Annotated in this window: 17 protein-coding genes; 7 read left to right on the top strand and 10 right to left on the bottom strand. The window is 72.0% G+C overall.

Annotated elements, in window-relative coordinates:
* Positions 1-3: 3 nt before the first annotated feature.
* The 4 genes from ACZ6AA_RS20680 to rsmI form a co-directional block, all read right to left on the bottom strand.
* Positions 4-1,686, bottom strand: coding sequence for a ubiquitin-like domain-containing protein (locus tag ACZ6AA_RS20680; protein ID WP_468459940.1), 1,683 nt, complete (start codon positions 1,684-1,686; stop codon positions 4-6).
* 158 nt (positions 1,687-1,844) lie between these two features.
* The gene (locus tag ACZ6AA_RS20675; protein WP_471459342.1) at positions 1,845-2,717 is read right to left on the bottom strand and encodes a TatD family hydrolase; all 873 of its coding nucleotides are present in this window, start codon (positions 2,715-2,717) and stop codon (positions 1,845-1,847) included.
* 228 nt (positions 2,718-2,945) lie between these two features.
* The gene (locus tag ACZ6AA_RS20670) at positions 2,946-3,380 is read right to left on the bottom strand and encodes a hypothetical protein (protein WP_468459943.1); all 435 of its coding nucleotides are present in this window, start codon (positions 3,378-3,380) and stop codon (positions 2,946-2,948) included.
* Between the two features lie 270 nt (positions 3,381-3,650).
* Positions 3,651-4,571, bottom strand: coding sequence for a 16S rRNA (cytidine(1402)-2'-O)-methyltransferase (gene rsmI / locus ACZ6AA_RS20665; protein ID WP_471459340.1), 921 nt, complete (start codon positions 4,569-4,571; stop codon positions 3,651-3,653).
* A gap of 62 nt (positions 4,572-4,633) precedes the next feature.
* On the opposite strand from rsmI, the gene ACZ6AA_RS20660 reads away from it, so the two are divergent.
* From ACZ6AA_RS20660 to ACZ6AA_RS20640, 5 genes are all read left to right on the top strand, one after another.
* Complete coding sequence (locus ACZ6AA_RS20660) at positions 4,634-6,376, top strand: dolichyl-phosphate-mannose--protein mannosyltransferase (protein WP_468459945.1); 1,743 nt, start codon at positions 4,634-4,636, stop codon at positions 6,374-6,376.
* A gap of 100 nt (positions 6,377-6,476) precedes the next feature.
* Positions 6,477-8,114: a penicillin-binding transpeptidase domain-containing protein gene (locus ACZ6AA_RS20655; protein WP_471459339.1), complete on the top strand. Its 1,638-nt coding sequence runs from the start codon at positions 6,477-6,479 to the stop codon at positions 8,112-8,114.
* 151 nt (positions 8,115-8,265) lie between these two features.
* Positions 8,266-9,969 carry a penicillin-binding transpeptidase domain-containing protein gene (locus ACZ6AA_RS20650; RefSeq protein WP_471459337.1) on the top strand — a complete coding sequence of 568 codons (1,704 nt, stop codon included), beginning with the start codon at positions 8,266-8,268 and terminating at the stop codon, positions 9,967-9,969.
* 114 nt (positions 9,970-10,083) lie between these two features.
* Complete coding sequence (locus tag ACZ6AA_RS20645) at positions 10,084-10,635, top strand: YbaK/EbsC family protein (RefSeq protein ID WP_468482544.1); 552 nt, start codon at positions 10,084-10,086, stop codon at positions 10,633-10,635.
* Positions 10,632-11,480, top strand: coding sequence for an EamA family transporter (locus ACZ6AA_RS20640; RefSeq protein WP_468482545.1), 849 nt, complete (start codon positions 10,632-10,634; stop codon positions 11,478-11,480). The genes ACZ6AA_RS20645 and ACZ6AA_RS20640 overlap by 4 nt, the downstream gene beginning before the upstream one ends.
* Before the next feature lie 499 nt (positions 11,481-11,979).
* On the opposite strand, the gene ACZ6AA_RS20635 is transcribed toward ACZ6AA_RS20640, so the two are convergent.
* Together ACZ6AA_RS20635 and ACZ6AA_RS20630 are read right to left on the bottom strand one after the other, a co-directional pair.
* Positions 11,980-12,159: a DUF397 domain-containing protein gene (locus tag ACZ6AA_RS20635; RefSeq protein ID WP_468459982.1), complete on the bottom strand. Its 180-nt coding sequence runs from the start codon at positions 12,157-12,159 to the stop codon at positions 11,980-11,982.
* Entirely contained in the window at positions 12,156-12,944 is a 789-nt protein-coding gene (locus ACZ6AA_RS20630) for a helix-turn-helix domain-containing protein (protein ID WP_030359450.1), read from the bottom strand. The genes ACZ6AA_RS20635 and ACZ6AA_RS20630 overlap by 4 nt, the downstream gene beginning before the upstream one ends.
* 111 nt (positions 12,945-13,055) lie before the next feature.
* Here ACZ6AA_RS20630 and ACZ6AA_RS20625 point away from each other — a divergent pair, with 111 nt between their 5' ends.
* Together ACZ6AA_RS20625 and ACZ6AA_RS20620 are read left to right on the top strand one after the other, a co-directional pair.
* Complete coding sequence (locus ACZ6AA_RS20625; RefSeq protein WP_471459334.1) at positions 13,056-13,751, top strand: ATP-binding protein; 696 nt, start codon at positions 13,056-13,058, stop codon at positions 13,749-13,751.
* A gap of 56 nt (positions 13,752-13,807) precedes the next feature.
* Positions 13,808-14,260: a hypothetical protein gene (locus ACZ6AA_RS20620; RefSeq protein ID WP_471459332.1), complete on the top strand. Its 453-nt coding sequence runs from the start codon at positions 13,808-13,810 to the stop codon at positions 14,258-14,260.
* A gap of 72 nt (positions 14,261-14,332) precedes the next feature.
* Here the strand turns inward: ACZ6AA_RS20620 and ACZ6AA_RS20615 are convergent, their stop codons facing one another.
* The 4 genes from ACZ6AA_RS20615 to ACZ6AA_RS20600 are packed head-to-tail and all read right to left on the bottom strand — an operon-like array spanning position 14,333 to position 18,310.
* The gene (locus ACZ6AA_RS20615; protein ID WP_471459330.1) at positions 14,333-15,565 is read right to left on the bottom strand and encodes a serine hydrolase domain-containing protein; all 1,233 of its coding nucleotides are present in this window, start codon (positions 15,563-15,565) and stop codon (positions 14,333-14,335) included.
* A 36-nt stretch (positions 15,566-15,601) separates the two neighbouring features.
* Positions 15,602-16,375, bottom strand: a complete 774-nt coding sequence (locus tag ACZ6AA_RS20610; RefSeq protein WP_471459328.1) for an energy-coupling factor ABC transporter ATP-binding protein — start codon at positions 16,373-16,375, stop codon at positions 15,602-15,604.
* Complete coding sequence (gene cbiQ, locus ACZ6AA_RS20605; protein ID WP_471459326.1) at positions 16,360-17,124, bottom strand: cobalt ECF transporter T component CbiQ; 765 nt, start codon at positions 17,122-17,124, stop codon at positions 16,360-16,362. Before cbiQ ends, ACZ6AA_RS20610 begins: the two co-directional genes overlap by 16 nt.
* A 1-nt stretch (position 17,125) precedes the next feature.
* Positions 17,126-18,310, bottom strand: a complete 1,185-nt coding sequence (locus tag ACZ6AA_RS20600; RefSeq protein WP_471459324.1) for an energy-coupling factor ABC transporter permease — start codon at positions 18,308-18,310, stop codon at positions 17,126-17,128.
* Positions 18,311-18,414: the final 104 nt, after the last annotated feature.

Below are 18,414 nucleotides of genomic sequence, written 5' to 3'. Positions count from 1 at the left end.
ACGTCAGAGGCGGCGGCCGCAGTGGGGCCAGGGGCTGGCACCCCGTTGGACGTAGAGCTTCTTCGCCCGGTGGGTCTGTTCCGCGGCGGGGGCGTCCTGGGGGCGGCCCGCGCCGCCGAGGGACTGCCAGGTCTGGGTGTCGAACTGGTAGAGCCCGCCGTACGTGCCGGAGGGGTCGACGGCCGAGGCCCGCCCCCCGGACTCGCACGCCGCGAGGGCGCCCCAGTTGAGCCCCTCGGCCCCGGCGACCGCGGTCGGCACGACCTTCGTGCCGACCTTCACGATCCGCGTCTGCGGCTCCCGCACCACCTCGCTCCGCAACCGCTTCGGCTTCTGCTTCACGCCGTTGACGGTGCGTACCGAGTACGTGATCCGCCGCGCGCCCGCCCGCCCGGCCTGCGCCACGACCTCCGTGCCGCGCGGCAGCGAGGCGTCCTCGGTCTTGCGGACGTCGAACGGGATCGGCTCCTCGCGGACCTCCTTGCGGCCGGAGATCCGCATGACGGTGACGGTCTGCCCGTCGCGCGGGAAGCTGCCGGGCGGCACGGAGGTGGTGTCGGAGCCGCGCAGGGTCACCCCGGACTCCTCGACGGCCTCGCCGACGGTCGCGGCGTTCGTACGGATGGTCCGGGACCGCCCGTCGGCCATGATCGTCACGGTGCGTTCGGTACGGACGTCCAGGTCGAGCCCTTCACGGGCGATGCGCTTGCTGCGCGAGGCCGACAGATACGCCCCCTCGGCGCGCACCCCGAGCTGCTGGAGCGCCCCGTCGACGGTGCGGGCGGTCGTCCAGACCTCGCGGCGGTGGCCGTCGAGGGTGAGCTGGACGGGCCGTCCGTAGCGGACGGCGATCTCGTCGCCGCTGGCGAGGGCGGTGGCCGTGGTGGGGGCGACGATGTCGTGCGCGCCGACGTCCACGCCCTCGTCGGCGAGGAGTTCGCCCACGTCGTCGGCGAAGGTGTGCAGGGTGCGTGCCTTGCCGTCGACGGTGAGCTGGACGGCCTTGTCGTTGGCGATGAAGGCGGAGGTGCCGCCCGCGAGGAACGCGACGACCAGCGCCTGCGGCACGAGCCTGCGCAGTCCGTCGGGCCGCTCGGCGCTCCGCCTGCGCCGCGCCCCCCGCCGCGCCCCGGCCCGCCCGTCACCGACCCCGTCGCCATCGCCGTCGAACGCCTCGCCGTCGCCCCCCTCGTCCCCGGCCACCCCGTCGCCGAGCCCCTCGTCGTCGAACGCCACGTCCCCCGCCACCCCTTCGCCGGCCCCCCGGCCGTCCCGCCCGTCCGCCGCCCCCGCGTACCCCTGCGCACCGGAGTGCGGATACCCGTACGCGCCCCCGCCCCGGTCCACCGACGGATCCACCGCGAAGCCGCCCCCGGCGAACGCGTCCGGCGTGAACGCCCGCGTCGGCAGCTCGTCCACGACGGCGCCGCCCGCCCCGAAGACCTGCGTGGGCACCCCGTTCCCGGCGAACCCCTCGGCCCGGTCGAACGCGTCCGCCGCGCTGAACTCCGCGGCGGTGAACACCTGCGTCGCGGGCCCGTCCGCCGCGCCCCCGCCGACGCCCGCGCCCTCGTATCCGTACGCGGGCCCGTACGGGTCGTAGGCGTCGTAGGCGTCGTACGAACCGTGCGGCCCGTGCGGCGCGTACTGCGGCTGTTCGTACGTCTCGTACTGCGGTTTGCTCACGACGACGCTCCAGCTGACAAGTGACCACTGACAAGCCAAGTGCAGATCGGCTTGCAGAACCTAGCGGAGGTGCCGTCACTCTCCAAAGCAGGATGACTACTCTGTGTCGCCGTGTTGACCCAAGCTGTCAGGCCCGGGAAACCTTCGGTCGTTATCGATCAGTAATCAAAGGCGCGGGCCGTGTTCGAGGAGATCGCCGCGGCCATGGTGTCCTCGTCGATGCCCCGGACCTCGGCCATGGCGCGGAGCGTGACCGGAATGAGATAGGGGGCGTTGGGCCGTCCGCGGTACGGGGCGGGGGTCAGGAAGGGCGCGTCGGTCTCGACGAGGACGAGTTCCAGCGGGGCGACGGCGAGCGCGTCGCGCAGCGGCTGGGCGTTCTTGAACGTGACGTTGCCCGCGAAGGACATGAAGTAGCCGTGTTCCGCGCAGATCCGGGCCATGGCGGCGTCGCCGGAGTAGCAGTGGAAGACGGTGCGCTCGGGGGCACCCTCCTCCTTCAGGATCCGCAACACGTCCTCGTGGGCCTCCCGGTCGTGGATGACCAGGGCCTTGCCGTGCCGCTTGGCGATCTCGATGTGGGCGCGGAAGGAGCGCTCCTGGGCGGCCTTGCCCTCGGGGCCCGTGCGGAAGTGGTCGAGGCCGGTCTCGCCGACGCCCTTCACGTGCGGGAGGGCGGCGAGCCGGTCGATCTCGGCGAGCGCCTCGTCCAGGGCGCTCTCGCCCCCGGCGGGGCGGGCGCCCTGGCGCGACCAGCCGTCGGGGTCGCCGTGCACGATGCGTGGTGCCTCGTTCGGGTGCAGGGCCACGGCCGCGTGCACCTGCGGGTGGGTGGCCGCGGTGTCGGCGGCCCAGTGGGAGCCCGCCACGTCGCAGCCCACCTGCACGACCGTCGTCACGCCCGCCTCGGCCGCCTTGGCGAGGGCGGTCTCGACGGTGCCCGACTGCATGTCGAGGTGGGTGTGGGAGTCGGCGACCGGCACGCGCAGGGGTTCCGGCTGCGGGGGTGCGGCGTTCTTGTCGGCAGGCATGCGGCGATCGTACGAAGCCCTGCGGGGCTTTCCCCAATCCCGCCCCTTCTCCGAAACCGGGGGCTGCGCCCCCTGGACCCCGCTGATCGGCGCTCCGCGCCTCGTCCTCAAACGCCGGACGGGCTGGATATGTGCCGCAAGATCCAGCCCCTCCGGCGTTTGAGGAGCGGGGTCTGGGGCGGAGCCCCAGTTTCGGGAAAGGGGCGGGCCTGGGGCGCCCCGCGAAGGTCAGCCCGCCTTGCGGTGGTGGAAGGGGTGCAGCAGGTCCGAGAGGTGCCAGTGGTGCTTGGGCTCGGGGCCCGACTCGTCGGCGGCGGGCGCGCCCTCTGCGGCGGCAGCCGTCCCGCCCCGGGCCACACGCTGAGCGGCCTGCCGATGATGCAGCGACTCGAGTGCCGACCGCACCGAGGACACCTGACCCGCCCGCATGATGCGCACCACGTGCCCGCCACAGTTCAGGCAGGTGGGCCGGGTCAGCGGCGACGGCACCCGCTGGCCGTCCGCCACGTACATCACGAATTCCTGGCCCTTGCCGTCGACGTGGTGCTCGATCTCGTACGACTGCTCCCAGCCGTGCCCGCAGCGCATGCAGGCGAAGGCATAGGACTCATGGACGACATTGACAGCCGCGGTGCGGTGACCGGTGTCTGCGATCTCACTCATGCCAGCTCCTCTTGTCCGCTGGACAAGCACCGCCGGCCGGGATCTTTCCTGACCCGGTCCGACAGTGTGGGACGGGTGCGCCCCTGAAACCAGTGGACGCCTTTCCCGAAGCGAGCGCATCAGACCTGTCGACTGTTGGGCGCGATTTGGCCTTTCCATAGAAAACCGGCCTGGTGCGCGACCCGCGCTTTAACATTCACGATAGTCCTTTGCCCGCCGATGGGCTCTTCCGCGCGCCCCCTGCGCCGGAACCGTGACCTGTGCGCCGGGTCACCCGCCCGCTCGGGCCCCCGCGTTCTTCGCCGCCACCACCGCGTCGAACACCTCCCGCTTGGGCAGCCCCGCGTCGGCCGCGACCGCAGCGATGGCCTCCTTGCGCCGCTCCCCCGCCTCCTCGCGCACCCGGACCCTGCGCACCAGCTCCTCAGGACCCAGCTCCGCGGGACCCTTCTCGGGGGCGCCCTCGACCACCACGGTGATCTCACCGCGTACGTCGCCGGGCGCGGCCCACTCGGCCAGCTCCTTCAGCGAGCCGCGGCGGACCTCCTCGTACGTCTTGGTCAGCTCCCGGCACACCGCGGCCCTGCGCTCGTCGCCGAAGGCCTCCGCCATCGCGGCGAGGGTGTCGTCCAGGCGGCGCGGCGACTCGAAGTACACCAGCGTGCGCCGCTCCTCGGCCGCCTCGCGAAGCCGCGAGAGCCGCTCGCCCGCCTTGCGCGGCAGGAAGCCCTCGAAGCAGAAGCGGTCCACGGGCAGCCCGGACAGGGCGAGGGCGGTGAGGACGGCGGAGGGCCCCGGCACGGCCGTGACCCGGATGCCGCGCTCGACGGCGGCGGCCACGAGGCGGTAGCCGGGGTCGGACACCGACGGCATGCCCGCGTCCGTCACCAGGAGTACCCGCGACCCGTCGGCCAGGGCCTCGACCAGCTCGGGCGTGCGCGCCGCCTCGTTGCCCTCGAAGTACGACACGACCCGGCCGCCCACCTGCACGCCGAGCGCCTGCGTGAGCCGGCGCAGCCTGCGGGTGTCCTCGGCGGCCACGACATCGGCCCCGGCCAGCTCCGTGGCGAGCCGCGGCGGCGCGTCCGCGACATCGCCGATGGGGGTGCCCGCGAGGACGAGGGTGCCGACGGAAGCCGGGGTCTCGGCGCTTCCGGACGGACTGACGACTGAATCTGCGCTTCCTGTCACGGATCCATCCTCGCAGGGGCCGGGCGCGGGACTGTCACAGTCGGGTTCCCTACGATGGCGCGGTGACCAGTACCGCGTCTTCCCCGGACACCCGCCAGGGCCAGGCAGCCGAGGAGCGCCAGCCGTCGTCGTGGCAGCACCGGCTGCGCCGCTTCGGCCACGCGGCCCGGCCCAGAGGAGATGTGCGGGAGCGGCTCGTCCCGCCGTACGCGCAGCCGGGTGAGCGGCTGTGGGTGGCGCTCGGGGTGCCCCGGCAGCTGTCGCAGCGGCTGATGCGCTGGTCGGGCTGGCTGGGCCCGCTGGCGGTCGCGCTGGTGGCGGGGGTGCTGCGGTTCTGGAACCTCGGCAGCCCCAAGGACGTGATATTCGACGAGACGTACTACGCGAAGGACGCCTGGGCCCTCATCCACAAGGGCTACGAACTGAGCTGGCCCGACAAGATCAACGAGTCGGTGATCAAGCAGGGCGGCGACATCGCGCTGCCCACGGACCCGGCGTACGTGGTGCATCCGCCGGTCGGCAAGTACGTGATCGGCGTCGGGGAGTGGCTGTTCGGCTTCGACCCGTTCGGCTGGCGGTTCATGACGGCGGTGCTCGGCACGCTGTCGGTCCTGATGCTGTGCCGGATCGGGCGCCGCCTCTTCCGCTCGACGTTCCTCGGGTGTCTCGCGGGCGCGCTGCTCACCGTGGACGGCCTGCACTTCGTGATGAGCCGCACGGCGCTGCTCGACCAGGTCCTGATGTTCTTCGTGCTCGCGGCGTTCGGCTGTCTGCTGATCGACCGGGACAAGGCGCGCGCGAGACTCGCGGCGGCGCTGCCGGTGGACGCCGACGGGATCGCGCGCCCGGACGCGTACGTGGCGCACACCCTGCGCCTGGGGCGGAGGCCGTGGCGCTGGGCGGCCGGGCTCTGCCTGGGCCTGGCCTTCGCCACGAAGTGGAACGGCCTCTACATCATGGTCTTCTTCTGCCTGATGACCGTGTTGTGGGACGTGGGCGCGCGGCGCGTGGCCGGGGCGGACCGGCCGTATCTGGCGGCGGTGCGGCGGGACGTGCTGCCCGCGTTCGTGGCCACGGTGCCGGTCGCGGTGTTCACCTATCTGGTGTCGTGGCTGGGCTGGATCCTCTCGCCGAGCGACGGCAGCGGCGGCTACTACCGCAACTGGGCGGCGACCGACGGCAAGGACAGCGGCTGGTCCTGGCTGCCGGACTGGCTGCGCAGCCTGTGGCACTACGAGAACAAGGTCTACGACTTCCACGTCGGCCTGTCCTCGCCGCACACCTACCAGTCCAACCCGTGGAGCTGGATCGTCGACGGCCGCCCGGTCTCGTACTTCTACGAGTCGCCCTCGCCCGGCACGGACGGCTGTCCCGCCGACACCAAGGAGAAGTGCGCCCGCGAGGTCCTCGCGCTCGGCACGCCCCTGCTCTGGTGGGCGGCCGCCATCGCGCTGCTCTACGTCCTGTGGCGCTGGTTCTTCCGCAGGGACTGGCGCGCGGGCGCGATCGTGTGCGGGGTCGCGGCGGGATATCTGCCCTGGTTCATGTACCAGGAACGGACCATCTTCTACTTCTACGCCGTGGTCTTCGTGCCGTTCCTGTGCCTGGCCCTCGCCATGATGATCGGCGCGATCCTGGGACCACCGGGTTCCTCGGAACGCCGCCGGGTGGTGGGCGCGGCGGCGTCCGGCGTACTGGTCCTGCTGATCTTCTGGAATTTCATTTACTTCTGGCCGATCTATACCGGCCAGGCGATCCCGATCGATTCCTGGCGGTCCAGAATGTGGCTTGATACCTGGGTCTGACAGCGATAAACGGACACCTTCGGATAACACCCGACGCTTTTCGCGCCTCCCGTCCCGGGGCCCTCTTAGGCTGATGGGATTCCTGGGGAGGGAGCGCTTGATGCGCAAAGGAGCGAAGGCTGCTCTGGTCGGTGGGGTGTTCGCCGTCCTGGTGGGGGGTTCCGGGTATGGCGCGTACAACGTGGTGACGGCGGTGAACGCCGACGGCGGTTCGTCGTCCTCGGCGAAGAGCGCCGCGCGCAGGAGCGGGCCGCCGACGCGCGCGGAGGTCAAGGAGACGGCCGCCGCGTTCCTCGCCGCCTGGGCGAAGGGCGACGCGGACGGCGCGGCGGCGTACACGGACAACGCGGCGGTGGCCGCCGAGGCCCTGACCGGCTATCGCGAGGACGCGCACATCGGGAAGGTGCGGCTGACGGCGGGCCGGATCAGCGGGGCGCGGGTGCCGTTCACGGTGCGCGCCACGGTGGCGTACGACGGGAAGAGCAAGCCGCTGCGGTACTCCTCCGCCTTCAAGGTGGTCCGCGGGGTCCACAGCGGGCGGGCCCTGGTGGACTGGCGGGCGGACGTCGTGCACCCGGACCTGCGCGCGGGCGACACGCTGGAGACCGGCGAGGCCGCGGCGCCGCCCATCAGGGCCGTCGACCGCGACGGCCGGACGCTGACCGCGAAGGCGTACCCGTCGCTCGCGCCCGTCCTGGAGCAGCTCCGCTCCAAGTACGGCGACCGGGCGGGCGGCAGGCCCGGCGTCGAGCTGTACATCGAGCGTGAGGGCGCGAACACCGGTACGACGACGCTGCTCACCCTCGCCGAGGGCCGGGCCGGCACGCTGCGGACGACGCTGAGCGCCGCGGCGCAGCGGGCCGCGGAGGGCGCGGTGGCCCGGTACGCCGAGTCGTCGGTGGTCGCGGTCAGGCCCAGCACCGGCGAGGTGCTCGCCGTCGCCAACCACCGCGAGGACGAGTTCAACGCGGCCTTCGAGGGCAAGCTGGCGCCCGGCTCCACCATGAAGATCGTGACGGCGGCGATGCTCATCGACCGGGGCGTCACGAAGGCTTCGGGGCCCGCGCCCTGCACCCCCGAGGCGACCTGGCAGAGCCAGACCTTCCACAACCTCAAGGGCATGGCGCCGAACGGCAGGGCGACCCTCGCGGACAGCTTCGCGCGGTCCTGCAACACCGCGTTCGTGAAGCTGGTCGACGAGAAGCCGCTCACGGACGCCTCGCTGACCGAGGAGGCGCAGGGCAACTTCGGGCTCGGCCGGGACGACTGGCGCACCGGCATCACGTCGTCGGACGGCGTGGTGCCCGCGTCCACCGGGCCCGACCGCGCCGCCAACGCCATCGGCCAGGGCCAGGTGCAGCTGAACCCGCTGAACCTGGCGTCGGTGACGGCGACGGCCATGACCGGCTCCTTCCGCCAGCCCGTCCTCGTACCGAAGTCCCTCATCGGCGAGGAACTGGCCACCGCGCACGGCCTGTCCGCGGGCACCGTCGCCCAACTGCGGCAGATGATGCGGCGGACGGCGGTCGCGGGCACGGGCGCGCGGGCCATGGCGGGGCTCGGCGGGGACGTCGGCGCGAAGACGGGGTCGGCGGAGGTCGACGGCCAGCGGCGGCCCAACAGCTGGTTCGCGGGCTACCGCGGGGACCTGGCGGTGGCCGCGATGGCGCAGGAGGGCGGGCACGGCGGGGACACCGCGGGGCCGATCGTGGCGGCGGTGCTGCGTACGGGCGCGTGACGGGTGCGCGTGGGTGACGACAGGGCTACGGCTGCTGCGCCCGGTCGCCCGGGCGGGCGATGCCGTGGTCGAAGGGGTGCGCGGGTGCCGCTAGGTTGGGCAGCCGGTGAGTTGGGTGCGGCGGGGGCCGAAGGGGATTGGCGGAGGGTCTGTGGGCAAGAGAAGACGTGCGACCGAGCGCAAGAAGGCGCACCCGGCCGTGCTCGGCGGCGCGGCGGTGGCGATCGTGTGCGGCGTGGGGGTCGCCGCGTACGCGCTGTCCGGCGGGGGCGACGGCGAGTCCGACGGGAAGACGGTGGCGACGGGACCACCGACCGCCGCCGAGGTGCGCACCACCACGCGGGCGTTCCTCACCGCCTGGGAGAAGGGCGACGTGGCCGCGGCCGCGGCCCTGACGGACGACCGCAAGGCGGCCCGCGCCGCGCTCACCGCCTACCGCGAGGAGGCCAAGGTCTCCGCGGTGCGCCTGAAGCCGGGCAAGCCCGCCACCCGCAAGAGCGCGAAGGTGCCGTTCAAGGCGGCGGCCACGATCTCGTACGGGGGAAAGGACAAGCGGTACGCGTACGACTCCACGCTGAGCGTCGCGCGCCGCGCGGCCGACGGCCGGGTCCTCGTCTCCTGGCGGCCGTCGGTCGTCCACCCCGAACTGCGGGACGGCGACCGGCTCGTCACGGGCGCGGCGGGCGTGCCGCCGATCAAGGCCGTGGACCGGAACGGCGGTCCGCTGACGGCCGCCAAGTACCCCTCCCTCGGCACGGTCCTGGACGGCCTGCGGGAGAAGTTCGGCAAGGAGGCGGGCGGCAAGGCGGGCGTCGAGCTGCGGGTGGTGCGTGCCGACGCGAAGTCGGCCGACGACGCCAAGGGCGCCAAGGGCGCCGCGAAGAAGAGCGACGCGAAGGACACCCCCGACAAGACGCTCCTCGCCCTGTCCCCCGGCACCCCGGGCACGCTGAAGACGACGATCAGCGCGCGCACGCAGGCCGAGGCGGAGAAGCAGACGGCGAAGCGCAAGCAGGCCTCGGTCGTCGTGGTGAGGCCGTCCACGGGCGAGATCCTCGCCGTCGCCAACTCCAACCCCGGCGGCTTCAACACGGCCTTCCAGGGCTCTCTCGCGCCCGGCTCCACGATGAAGGTCATCACCTCGTCGATGCTCCTGGAGAAGCGTCTCGCGGGCGTCGACAAGAAGCACCCGTGCCCGAAGTACGAGACGTACGGCGGCTGGAAGTTCCAGAACGACAACAAGTTCCAGATCAAGGGCGGCACGTTCCGGGCCAGCTTCGCGCGGTCCTGCAACACGGCCTTCATCACGCAGGCGAAGAAGCTGTCGAACGACGACCTGACGAAGCAGGCCCAGGACGTGTTCGGCCTCGGCCGTGACAACTGGTCCGTCGGCGTCTCCTCGTTCGACGGCGCCGTGCCGGTGCAGTCCCACGCGCAGATGGCGGCCTCGCTCATCGGCCAGGGCGGCGTCCGGATGAACCCGCTGAACATGGCGTCGGTCGCCGCGACCGTGAAGTCCGGCACGTTCCGCCAGCCCTATCTGGTCTCGCCCGACGTCGACGACCGCCAACTCGCCACGGCGCCGCGCAAGATGTCCGGGAAGACGGCGTCCGCCCTGCGCGACCTCATGCACTACACCGGCGTGTCCGGCACCGCCGCCAAGCCCATGGCGGGCCTCGGCTCGGACTCCGGCGCGAAGACCGGATCCGCGGAGGTCGACGGCCAGAAGAAGCCCAACGGCTGGTTCACCGCGTACCGCGGGGACGTGGCCGCGGCGGCGGTCGTGCAGGCCGGCGGGCACGGTGGGGAAGCGGCGGGGCCGGTGGTGCGGCAGATGTTGTTGGTGGGGAAGTAGGCACGGCGGGGTGCGGGGTGCGCCTGGTCCCGTGCGCGGGGCCGGGTGTCCGGTATCCGGGATGCCGCGATACGCAGTCGCGTGGCCCACACACGTACCGCTAGCGTGCGGCGCATGAGCACTACGGACAACGCCACGGGCGCATCCGGCGCCCACCCCCGCTTCGTCGAGGCCCTGCGCGGGCTCGGCCTCGACGACCTGCCCGACCGCATCCGCCGCTTCCCGGACCAGACCCGGACCGCGGCCGAGGCGGCCGCCGCGATCGGCTGCGAGCTCAGCCAGATCTGCAAGTCGCTGATCTTCGCCGCCGACGGGGTGCCCGTCCTCGTCCTCATGGACGGCTCGTCGCGTGTCGACGTGGAGCTGGTGCGGCGGGCGCTGGGCGCGGAGAAGGTCACGCGGGCCAAGGCGGACGTCGTGCGTGAGACCACGGGGTACGCGATCGGGGGTGTCCCGCCCTTCGGGCACGCCAACCCGACGCGGGTGCTCGCCGATCGGTCGCTGCTCGGCCACTCCGTGGTGTGGGCCGCCGCGGGTACGCCGTACACCGTCTTCCCGATGGCGCCGGAGGAGCTGGTCGCGCAGGCGGGCGGAACGCTGGTGGACGTACGCGAGGCGCCGTCCGGCGCGGGCGAGCAGTCCGGTACCTCCGGCTCCGCTCAGTGACCCCGCTGGTCGCGGGGGCCGTCCTCCTGGCCGCCGTCACCCACGCCAGCTGGAACGCCATCGCCCACCACATCACCGACAAGCTCCTCGGCTTCACCCTCATATCCGGCGGCGGCGCCCTCATCGGCCTCCTCCTCGCCCCCTTCGCCCCGCTCCCCGCCGCCGGAGCCTGGCCCTACCTCCTCCTCTCCGCCGTCCTGCACGTCGCCTACATGGTGCTGCTCATGCGGTCCTTCCGGCTCGGGGACTTCGGGCAGGCCTACCCCATCGCCCGTGGCAGCGCGCCGCTCGTCGTGACCGTGCTCGCCGCCGTCTTCGCCGGTGAGGTGCCCGGCGGGTGGCAGGCCGCGGGGGTCCTCGTCTGTTCCGCCGGGCTCACCGGGCTCGCCGTGTGGGGGATCCGCGGGTCCGGGCGGCGGCCCGACTGGGCGGCGATCGGGGCCGCGCTGGCGACCGGGGTGTCCATCGCCGCGTACACCGTCGTGGACGGGCTCGGGGTACGCGCCTCCGGGTCGTCCCTCGGGTACATCGCCTGGCTGATGATTCTCGAAGGGATCGCCGTGCCCGCGTACGCCTGGTACCGGTGGCGCGGGGAACTCGGGGCGCGGCTGCGGCCGTTCGTCGGCGTCGGGCTCTTCGGGGCCGCGCTGTCCGTCGCCGCGTACGGGCTCGTCCTCTGGGCCCAGACGCGGGCCGACCTCGCGCCCATCTCCGCCCTCCGCGAGTCCTCCATCATCGTCGGGGCGGCCATCGGGGCGCTCTTCTTCAAGGAGAAGTTCGGGTGGTCGCGGATCGTTGCGGCGGGGGTCATGGTTGCGGGGATCGGCCTGATGCTCCACGCGTGAGCTGGCGGGGGCGCCTTGCTGGACCTCGGCCTGCGCACACGTCCAGTGCGGGTGGGACAACTCCCCCCGATCGGCGCTCCGCGCCTCGTCCTCAGACCGCCGGACAGGCTTTCTCCCACCCACCCGCCCAACCATCCCCGGGGCCGCCCAACAGCCCGGCACTCTCGGGCGCCGAACGGGGTGGTCCCAGAGAGTCGGCCTCCGGCCTCGTCCTCAATCGCCGGACGGGCTTTCCCCCACCCACCCGCCCTTACTGCCTGCCGGAACAGCCCGCCCGGCGAGGGCGCGGCGGACCTGGGTGGCGCCGCGGTGCACGTCAGCGGGTACGGGTCCAGTACGTGCGGAAGACCCAACGCGTGCCGGTCCCGGTGTCGCCCTTGGTCAGGTGCGGATCGCTTGCCGTAGCCCGGCTTGGGCGGAGGCGGGCAGGGCGGCGTTAGAGCTTTCGTAAGCCACGGGATCGCTCTCTTCGATCTTGGGGCCCGGAACTCCGTCCGCTTCAGCCTCGGCTCACGTGGCCGGTGAACGCGGCCCAGGCCGCGGGGGTCACCTCTATGAGTCCGGCCGCGTGGTCCTTGGTGTCGCGGATCAGGATGAGCGGCTGGTTGTCGGCGACCTCTATGCAGTCGTTGGTGGCGTTCCCACTGTAAGTCGACTTGTGCCAATTCGGGTTGCTCACTTGTACCTCTTCAATGCTTCTTCGATGCGAACTGTGGTCGCTTCAGCCGTCAATGAGCTGGAGGCGAGCCGATCATAGATTCGTTGGAGCCGCAGGACAGCTGCTGGTTCTTCGAAGTACTGGCCGACCAGAAGGCCCTCCGTGTACGCGCCTCGCGAACCGTCCGGCTGCGTCAGGACAGCCATGGTTCCCATGATCCTGCCAGCTCCGAAGGGGAGAAGCTGGAGCGTGATGTTCGGCTGCTCCTGCGCCTCACGCAGGCGTTCCAGTTGAGGGGCTGTGGCGTGAGCGATGGTGGCCTCGTCGAGGACGGCTGCGAACCACGGGGGGTTATCCCGCTCCCACAGCTTCTGGCGCTCCATGCGCTGCTCGACGTATGACTCGACGACGGACGGGTCATCATCCTGGCCAGCCAGAATGAGCTCGCGTGCATAGTCAGGAGTCTGAAGCAGTCCATGAACGACGAATCCAGCGGTGTGGATCAGCGCCGCCTTTTCTTGCTTCGCTAGGTACGGCTTGGCGTATTCGCGAACAGTCTTCCGCTCCTGGATCTTGACCAAGTCCGTCAGAGAGTCGCCCAGTTCGAGCACCACACCCAGCTTGGCCGCCAGGGCGCGGTCCAGCGCCTCCCCGTTCTCCACCTCGGAGATCCTGCTCTTGTTGCTGAACACCTTGGCCGCGAGGTCGGTCTGGGACCAGCCCTTCGCCCGCCGCGCCTCCCTGACCTGGTTCCCGATGTACGCCTCAAGGCTCTCGGCCGGATCGAGCTCGTTAGCGCCTGGCATATGCCCCGTTCCACGGTCCGGTTCCGGAATCGCTACTCCTGGTCAACGTACCCGCAGGTGAGCAGTCTGGGAGTCCCACAGAAGGACCATCTCCCCTACGAGGTACCACCCATGACCAACGACAACGGGACGCGCCAGCGCATGGAGCCGCCTGACGCAAGCACGGCGACGGCCGTGGGGGACGTCGTCGTGGACACGCGCCGAGGGCGCGTCGTCCAAGTGACGGCTGCGGACGGTGAGGTGCTGACGGTGACTCGGCCCGCAGGCCTCTCCTGGGAGACGAGGCGCCTGAACTGCCGACGGGCCCTCCCGGGAGAGCAACGAGAATTCGAGATCGTCAGCCGCACGCCGGAGAGGAGCAGGAGCGACAACGAACCCCTCCCCCAGGAGATCGAATGGCGCCTGCCGCGTCACGCCAGGAGCGTGGGGAGGGCACGAACCCTCCTCCGGGAGCAGGCGAGTTCGTGGGACCTGCCACCCGCGGTCACCGAGACGGCGACGCTGCTCCTGAGCGAGCTGATGACGAACGCGTACCGGCACGCGAAGGTCTCCCCGGGCAGAGAGATCTGGACCCGCTGCGTGCTGAAGGCGGGCCTCCTCCACGTCGCGGTGTCGGACGCGAACGCGACACCGCCCGCACCCAGGCAGGCGTGCCCGGAGGACGAGTCGGGCCGAGGCTTGGCACTGGTCGCCACGCTGTCGGACAACTGGGGCACGGAGCTTCGCCCTGGGGGCATCGGCAAGAGGGTCTGGTTCGAACTCGCCGTCGCGCGGGGGCGTGGCCCTGACCGAGGGCGACCACGGTGACGTCGCACGGACAGCCGTACCTGAGAAGCTGACAGTCGGCCGACCCTGGAGGCGCCATGAGCAGGCAACGCACACTCGTAGCAACCATTGCATTGCTCCTCGCCGCGGGCTGCAGCTCCGCCGACGCCGGGGACGCCTCTGATGACAGCGGCGGCCCTGGCAGGAGCTCCCCGCCCTCTGGGGCTCCGGATGCAGTCAAGCGCTACGTCGAAGCCCTCAACAATCGTGACGTGAAGGGCCTCCTGGAAGTGGGGGACGCCCCCGACAAGCCGTGGTCGCGGAAGCAGGCAGACAAGATCATTCAAGCCAAGGGCGGCAAAGGGCTAACCATCAAGAAAGCACCCATTGAGTATGAACAAATGGGCGACTATCTAGGCAGGGTCGCCCTGACAGCTTCTGCCAGTGAAGGACCCCCGCTGCGGGAGAGGGTTGATCTGGTGTACGAGCAGAGCCACTGGCACGTCGTCCTGTTCGAGTGGCCCAGCAACAAAGAGACTTCAAAGTCGTAAGCACCCGGCGGGAGTTCTGTTCGGCATCCATTCGCGTCGCGCAGACGTACTACCGCCCCTGTCGGGGGCGAGCTACCCGGCGGCGGTGCGGACGGCTCGGACCAGGGCCTGGGCCCTCGCGTCCGCCGTCACTCCCTTCCCCATCCCGTTCGTGACATACCCGAAGGCGAGCCCCGACTCGGGGTCCGCGAAGGCGAGGGTGCCGCCGCGGCCGGGGTGGCCGAAGGACGTGGGGGCGAGGAGGGGCGACGCGGCGCCGTGGAGCATGTAGCCGAGGCCGAGTCGGGTGTGGACGACGAGGACGCGGTCGGGCCCGGCGGACGCCTCGGCGCGGGCGAGGGCGAGGGTGGAGGGGGTGAACAGCCTTGCGCCGCCCTCCACTTCGCCGATGAGGGACGCGTAGAAGCGGGCCAGCGCACCGGCGGTCGCGATGCCGTTGGACGCGGGGAGCACGGCCGAGTGGTACGCGGCGGAGTTCTCGTCGGGGAACGGCTCGACCACCCCGAAGGCCCGTCGGGTGAGGGAGTCGGGGTCCCGGTAGGCGTCGGACACCTGCGGCTTGGGGCGGGTGCGGAGCCCCGAGGCGGCAGCGGGCACGTCGGGAAGCCGCCCGAGCCGTCCCACGCGCCCGGCCGGGCCGTCGGCCGCGGGCATCCCCACCCACAGATCGGCCCCCAACGGCCCCGCGATCTCCGACGCGATCACGTCCCGTATGGAGCGCCCGGTGACCCTCCGCACCAGTTCGCCGGTGAGCCAGCTGTACGTGTGCGCGTGATAGCCGTGGTCGGTGCCGGGCTCCCAGAAGGGGCGCTGGGCGGCGACCGCGGCGGCGGCCACGTCGGCGTCGAGGGCCTGGGCGGGGGCCAGGGGGTGGTCGAGTGCGGGGACGCCCGCGCGGTGGGCGAGGACATGGCGTACGAGGGTGCGGTCCTTGCCGTGGGCCTTGTACTCGGGCCAGTACGCGCCGACCGGGGCGTCCAGGTCCAGCTCGCCGCGCTGGTGCAGGAGGAGCAGGACGGCCGCGGCGACCCCCTTGGTCGCGGACCGGACGACCTGCGCGGTGCCCCGCTCCCAGGGCGCGGCACCCCCGGCCTCGGCCCCGTCGAGAGCCTCAGCCCCGTCGAAGTCCCTGATGCCACCCCACAGATCCACCACCGGCCGCCCGTCCCGGTACACCACGACCCCGGCCCCACGCTCCCCGAGCGCGGCGAAGTTGCGCACGAAGGCGTCCCGTACGGGCTCGAAGCCCTCGGCCACCGTGCCGTGCACCCCGGCGTTCCCGACCTCGACCTCAACAGCGCTCATGTCACGCACAACAGCCGCCCTCCGCCGAAGATTCCACTAGCTCTTCTCCCGTACGGACTTCGGATCGAAGCCGAAGGGGAGTTCCAGGCGGTGGCTGCTCATGAGGTCGGCGTCGGAGAGGAGCGCGCCGGTGGGGCCGTCCGCCGCGATGACACCGTCGCTGAGGATCAGGGCGCGGGGGCAGAGTTCGAGGGCGTAGGGCAGGTCGTGGGTGACCATGAGGACGGTGACGTCCAGGGTGCGCAGGATGTCGGCGAGTTCGCGGCGCGAGGCGGGGTCGAGGTTGGAGGACGGCTCGTCGAGGACGAGGATCTCGGGCTCCATGGCGAGGACGGTGGCGACGGCGACGCGGCGGCGCTGGCCGAAGGAGAGGTGGTGCGGCGGCCGGTCGACGCAGTCGGCCATGCCGACCTGTCCGAGGGCCTTGAGGACGCGCGCCTCCAGCTCGGGGCCGCGCACTCCGGCCGCCGCGGGCCCGAAGGCCACGTCCTCGCGGACCGTCGGCATGAACAGCTGGTCGTCGGGGTCCTGGAAGACGATGCCGACCTTGCGCCGGACCTCCGCCATGTGCCGTTTGCCGACGGGCAGTCCGGCCACGGTGACCGTCCCCGCGCCCGCGGTGAGGATGCCGTTGAGGTGCAGGACCAGGGTGGTCTTGCCCGCGCCGTTGGGCCCGAGCAGCGCGACGCGTTCGCCGCGCGCGACGCGCAGGTCGACGCCGAAGAGGGCCTGATGGCCGTCGGGGTAGGCGTAGGCGAGGCCGGTGACCTCCAGGGAGGCGGGCGGTGCGGTGGTCACGAGAGGGTCCATCCCAACAGGCAGACTGCGAGGGCGGTCAGGGGCAGGGTCAGGGCGTACGTCCACTGGGCGCGGGTCGCCGCCACCTCGTCGATGACCGGCATCGACCCCGCGTAGCCCCGGCTGACCATGGCGAGGTGCACGCGTTCGCCGCGTTCGTAGGAGCGGATGAACAGCGCGCCCGCCGACTTGGCGAGCACGCCCCAGTGGCGCACGCCGCGCGCCTCGAAGCCGCGGGACTCGCGCGCGATCCGCATGCGCCGCATCTCGTCGGTGACGACGTCGCCATAGCGGATCATGAAGGAGGCGATCTGGACGAGGAGCGGCGGGAGCTTCAGGCGCTGCAGGCCGAGAAGCAGTTCGCGCAGTTCCGTCGTGGCGGCGAGCAGGACGGACGCGGCGACGCCGAGGGTGCCCTTGGCGAGGACGTTCCAGGCGCCCCACAGGCCGTGGACGCTCAGGGACATCCCGAGGACCTCGGTGCGCTCGCCCTGCGCCACGAACGGCAGGAGCAGGGCGAACGCCACGAAGGGGATCTCGATGAGCAGCCGCTTCAGCCAGAACAGGGGCGGTACGTGCGCCGCGTACGCCACCGAAGCCAGCAGCAGCGCGTACGCCGCGAACGCCCACATCGCCTCGCGGGGCGTGGAGACCACGACGACCACGAAGCACAGGACGGCGGTGAGCTTCGTGTGCGGGGGCAGGGCGTGCACCGGCGAGTGGCCGTGGCGGTAGAGGCGGTGGGCGTGGCCCGCACCCATGTCAGGCGCTCTCCGCGGACTTGGACGCGGGGGTCGCCGGGGCGGTGGCCGTGTCGCCGGTGGTCGTGTCGTCGGCGGCCGTGACGTCCGCGCCGGTCGACGCCGGGCCGCTGTCCCCGTCGCGCCGCCGTCGTACCGCCCAGAACACCGCGCTGCCCGCGGCCACCGTCACGCCGACGCCGATGACGCCCGCGAGACCGCCGGACAGGCGGGTGTTGGTGATGTCCTTCACGCCGTAGTCCGCGAGGGGCGAGTCGGCCGCGTCGTGCTCCTTCTCGCCCTTGTCGAAGCCCTTGTCGTGGGCGACCTTCTCCAGGCCGTCGGGGTTCGTGGAGGCGTAGAAGGAGACGAAGCCCGCGAGGATCAGGGAGGTGACCAGGCCTGCGGCCCACAGCTTGCGGTGCGAGCGGGCGCCGGCGGCGGGGGCCGGGGTGGCGGCGGGCGCGTCGGGCGCGTCGGGCGCGTCGATCAGCTCGCCGCCCACGCGCAGCTTCAGCGGCGCGGTCAGGCCGCGCGCCCCGTGCACCAGGTCCGGCCGGACCGCGATGACCGCGCCGACCGTGAGCGCCGTGATCGCGGCCTCGCCGACACCGATCAGGACGTGGACGCCGATCATGGCCGTGGCGACCTTGCCGAGGGGCACGTCCGTGGTGCCGCCGACGGCGTAGATGAGGGTGAAGGCGGCGGCCGCGGCCGGTACGGAGACGAGCGCGGCCGTGAAGGCGGCGGCGGTCACCGAGCGGCGGCCACGCGGAAGGATCTTCGCCAGGCCGCGGAAGATCGCGTACGCCACGACGGTCGTCACGACGGCCATGACGGAGATGTTCACGCCGAGCGCGGTCAGGCCGCCGTCGGCGAAGAGCAGGCCCTGCATGAGCAGGACGACGGAGACGCAGAGGACGGCCGTGTAGGGGCCGACGAGTATCGCCGCGAGCGCGCCGCCGAGGAGATGGCCGCTGGTCCCGGCCGCGACCGGGAAGTTCAGCATCTGCACGGCGAAGATGAACGCGGCGACGAGTCCGGCGAGCGGCGCCGTGCGCTCTCCCCCGCTCTCGGCCGCACTGGAGCCGGAGGTACCTCCGAGCTCTCTGCGGGCGCCGCGGAGGCTGACGGCCACCGCGCCGACGGCTACGGCTCCGGCGGCGACGGAAACGGGCGCATTGATGAAGCCATCGGGGACATGCATGCGCGTGCTCCTGGAAAGGCGCATGTCATGAGTGTGGGGAGGCACTCATGACGAGAGCGGATCGCTCCGAGCGGGTCGCTCGTGAACCTTTCAATGATGGGCGT

It is taken from the genome of Streptomyces sp. NPDC040610 (genome assembly GCF_055594065.1).
This window is presented reverse-complemented; position numbering and strand designations above follow the sequence as displayed.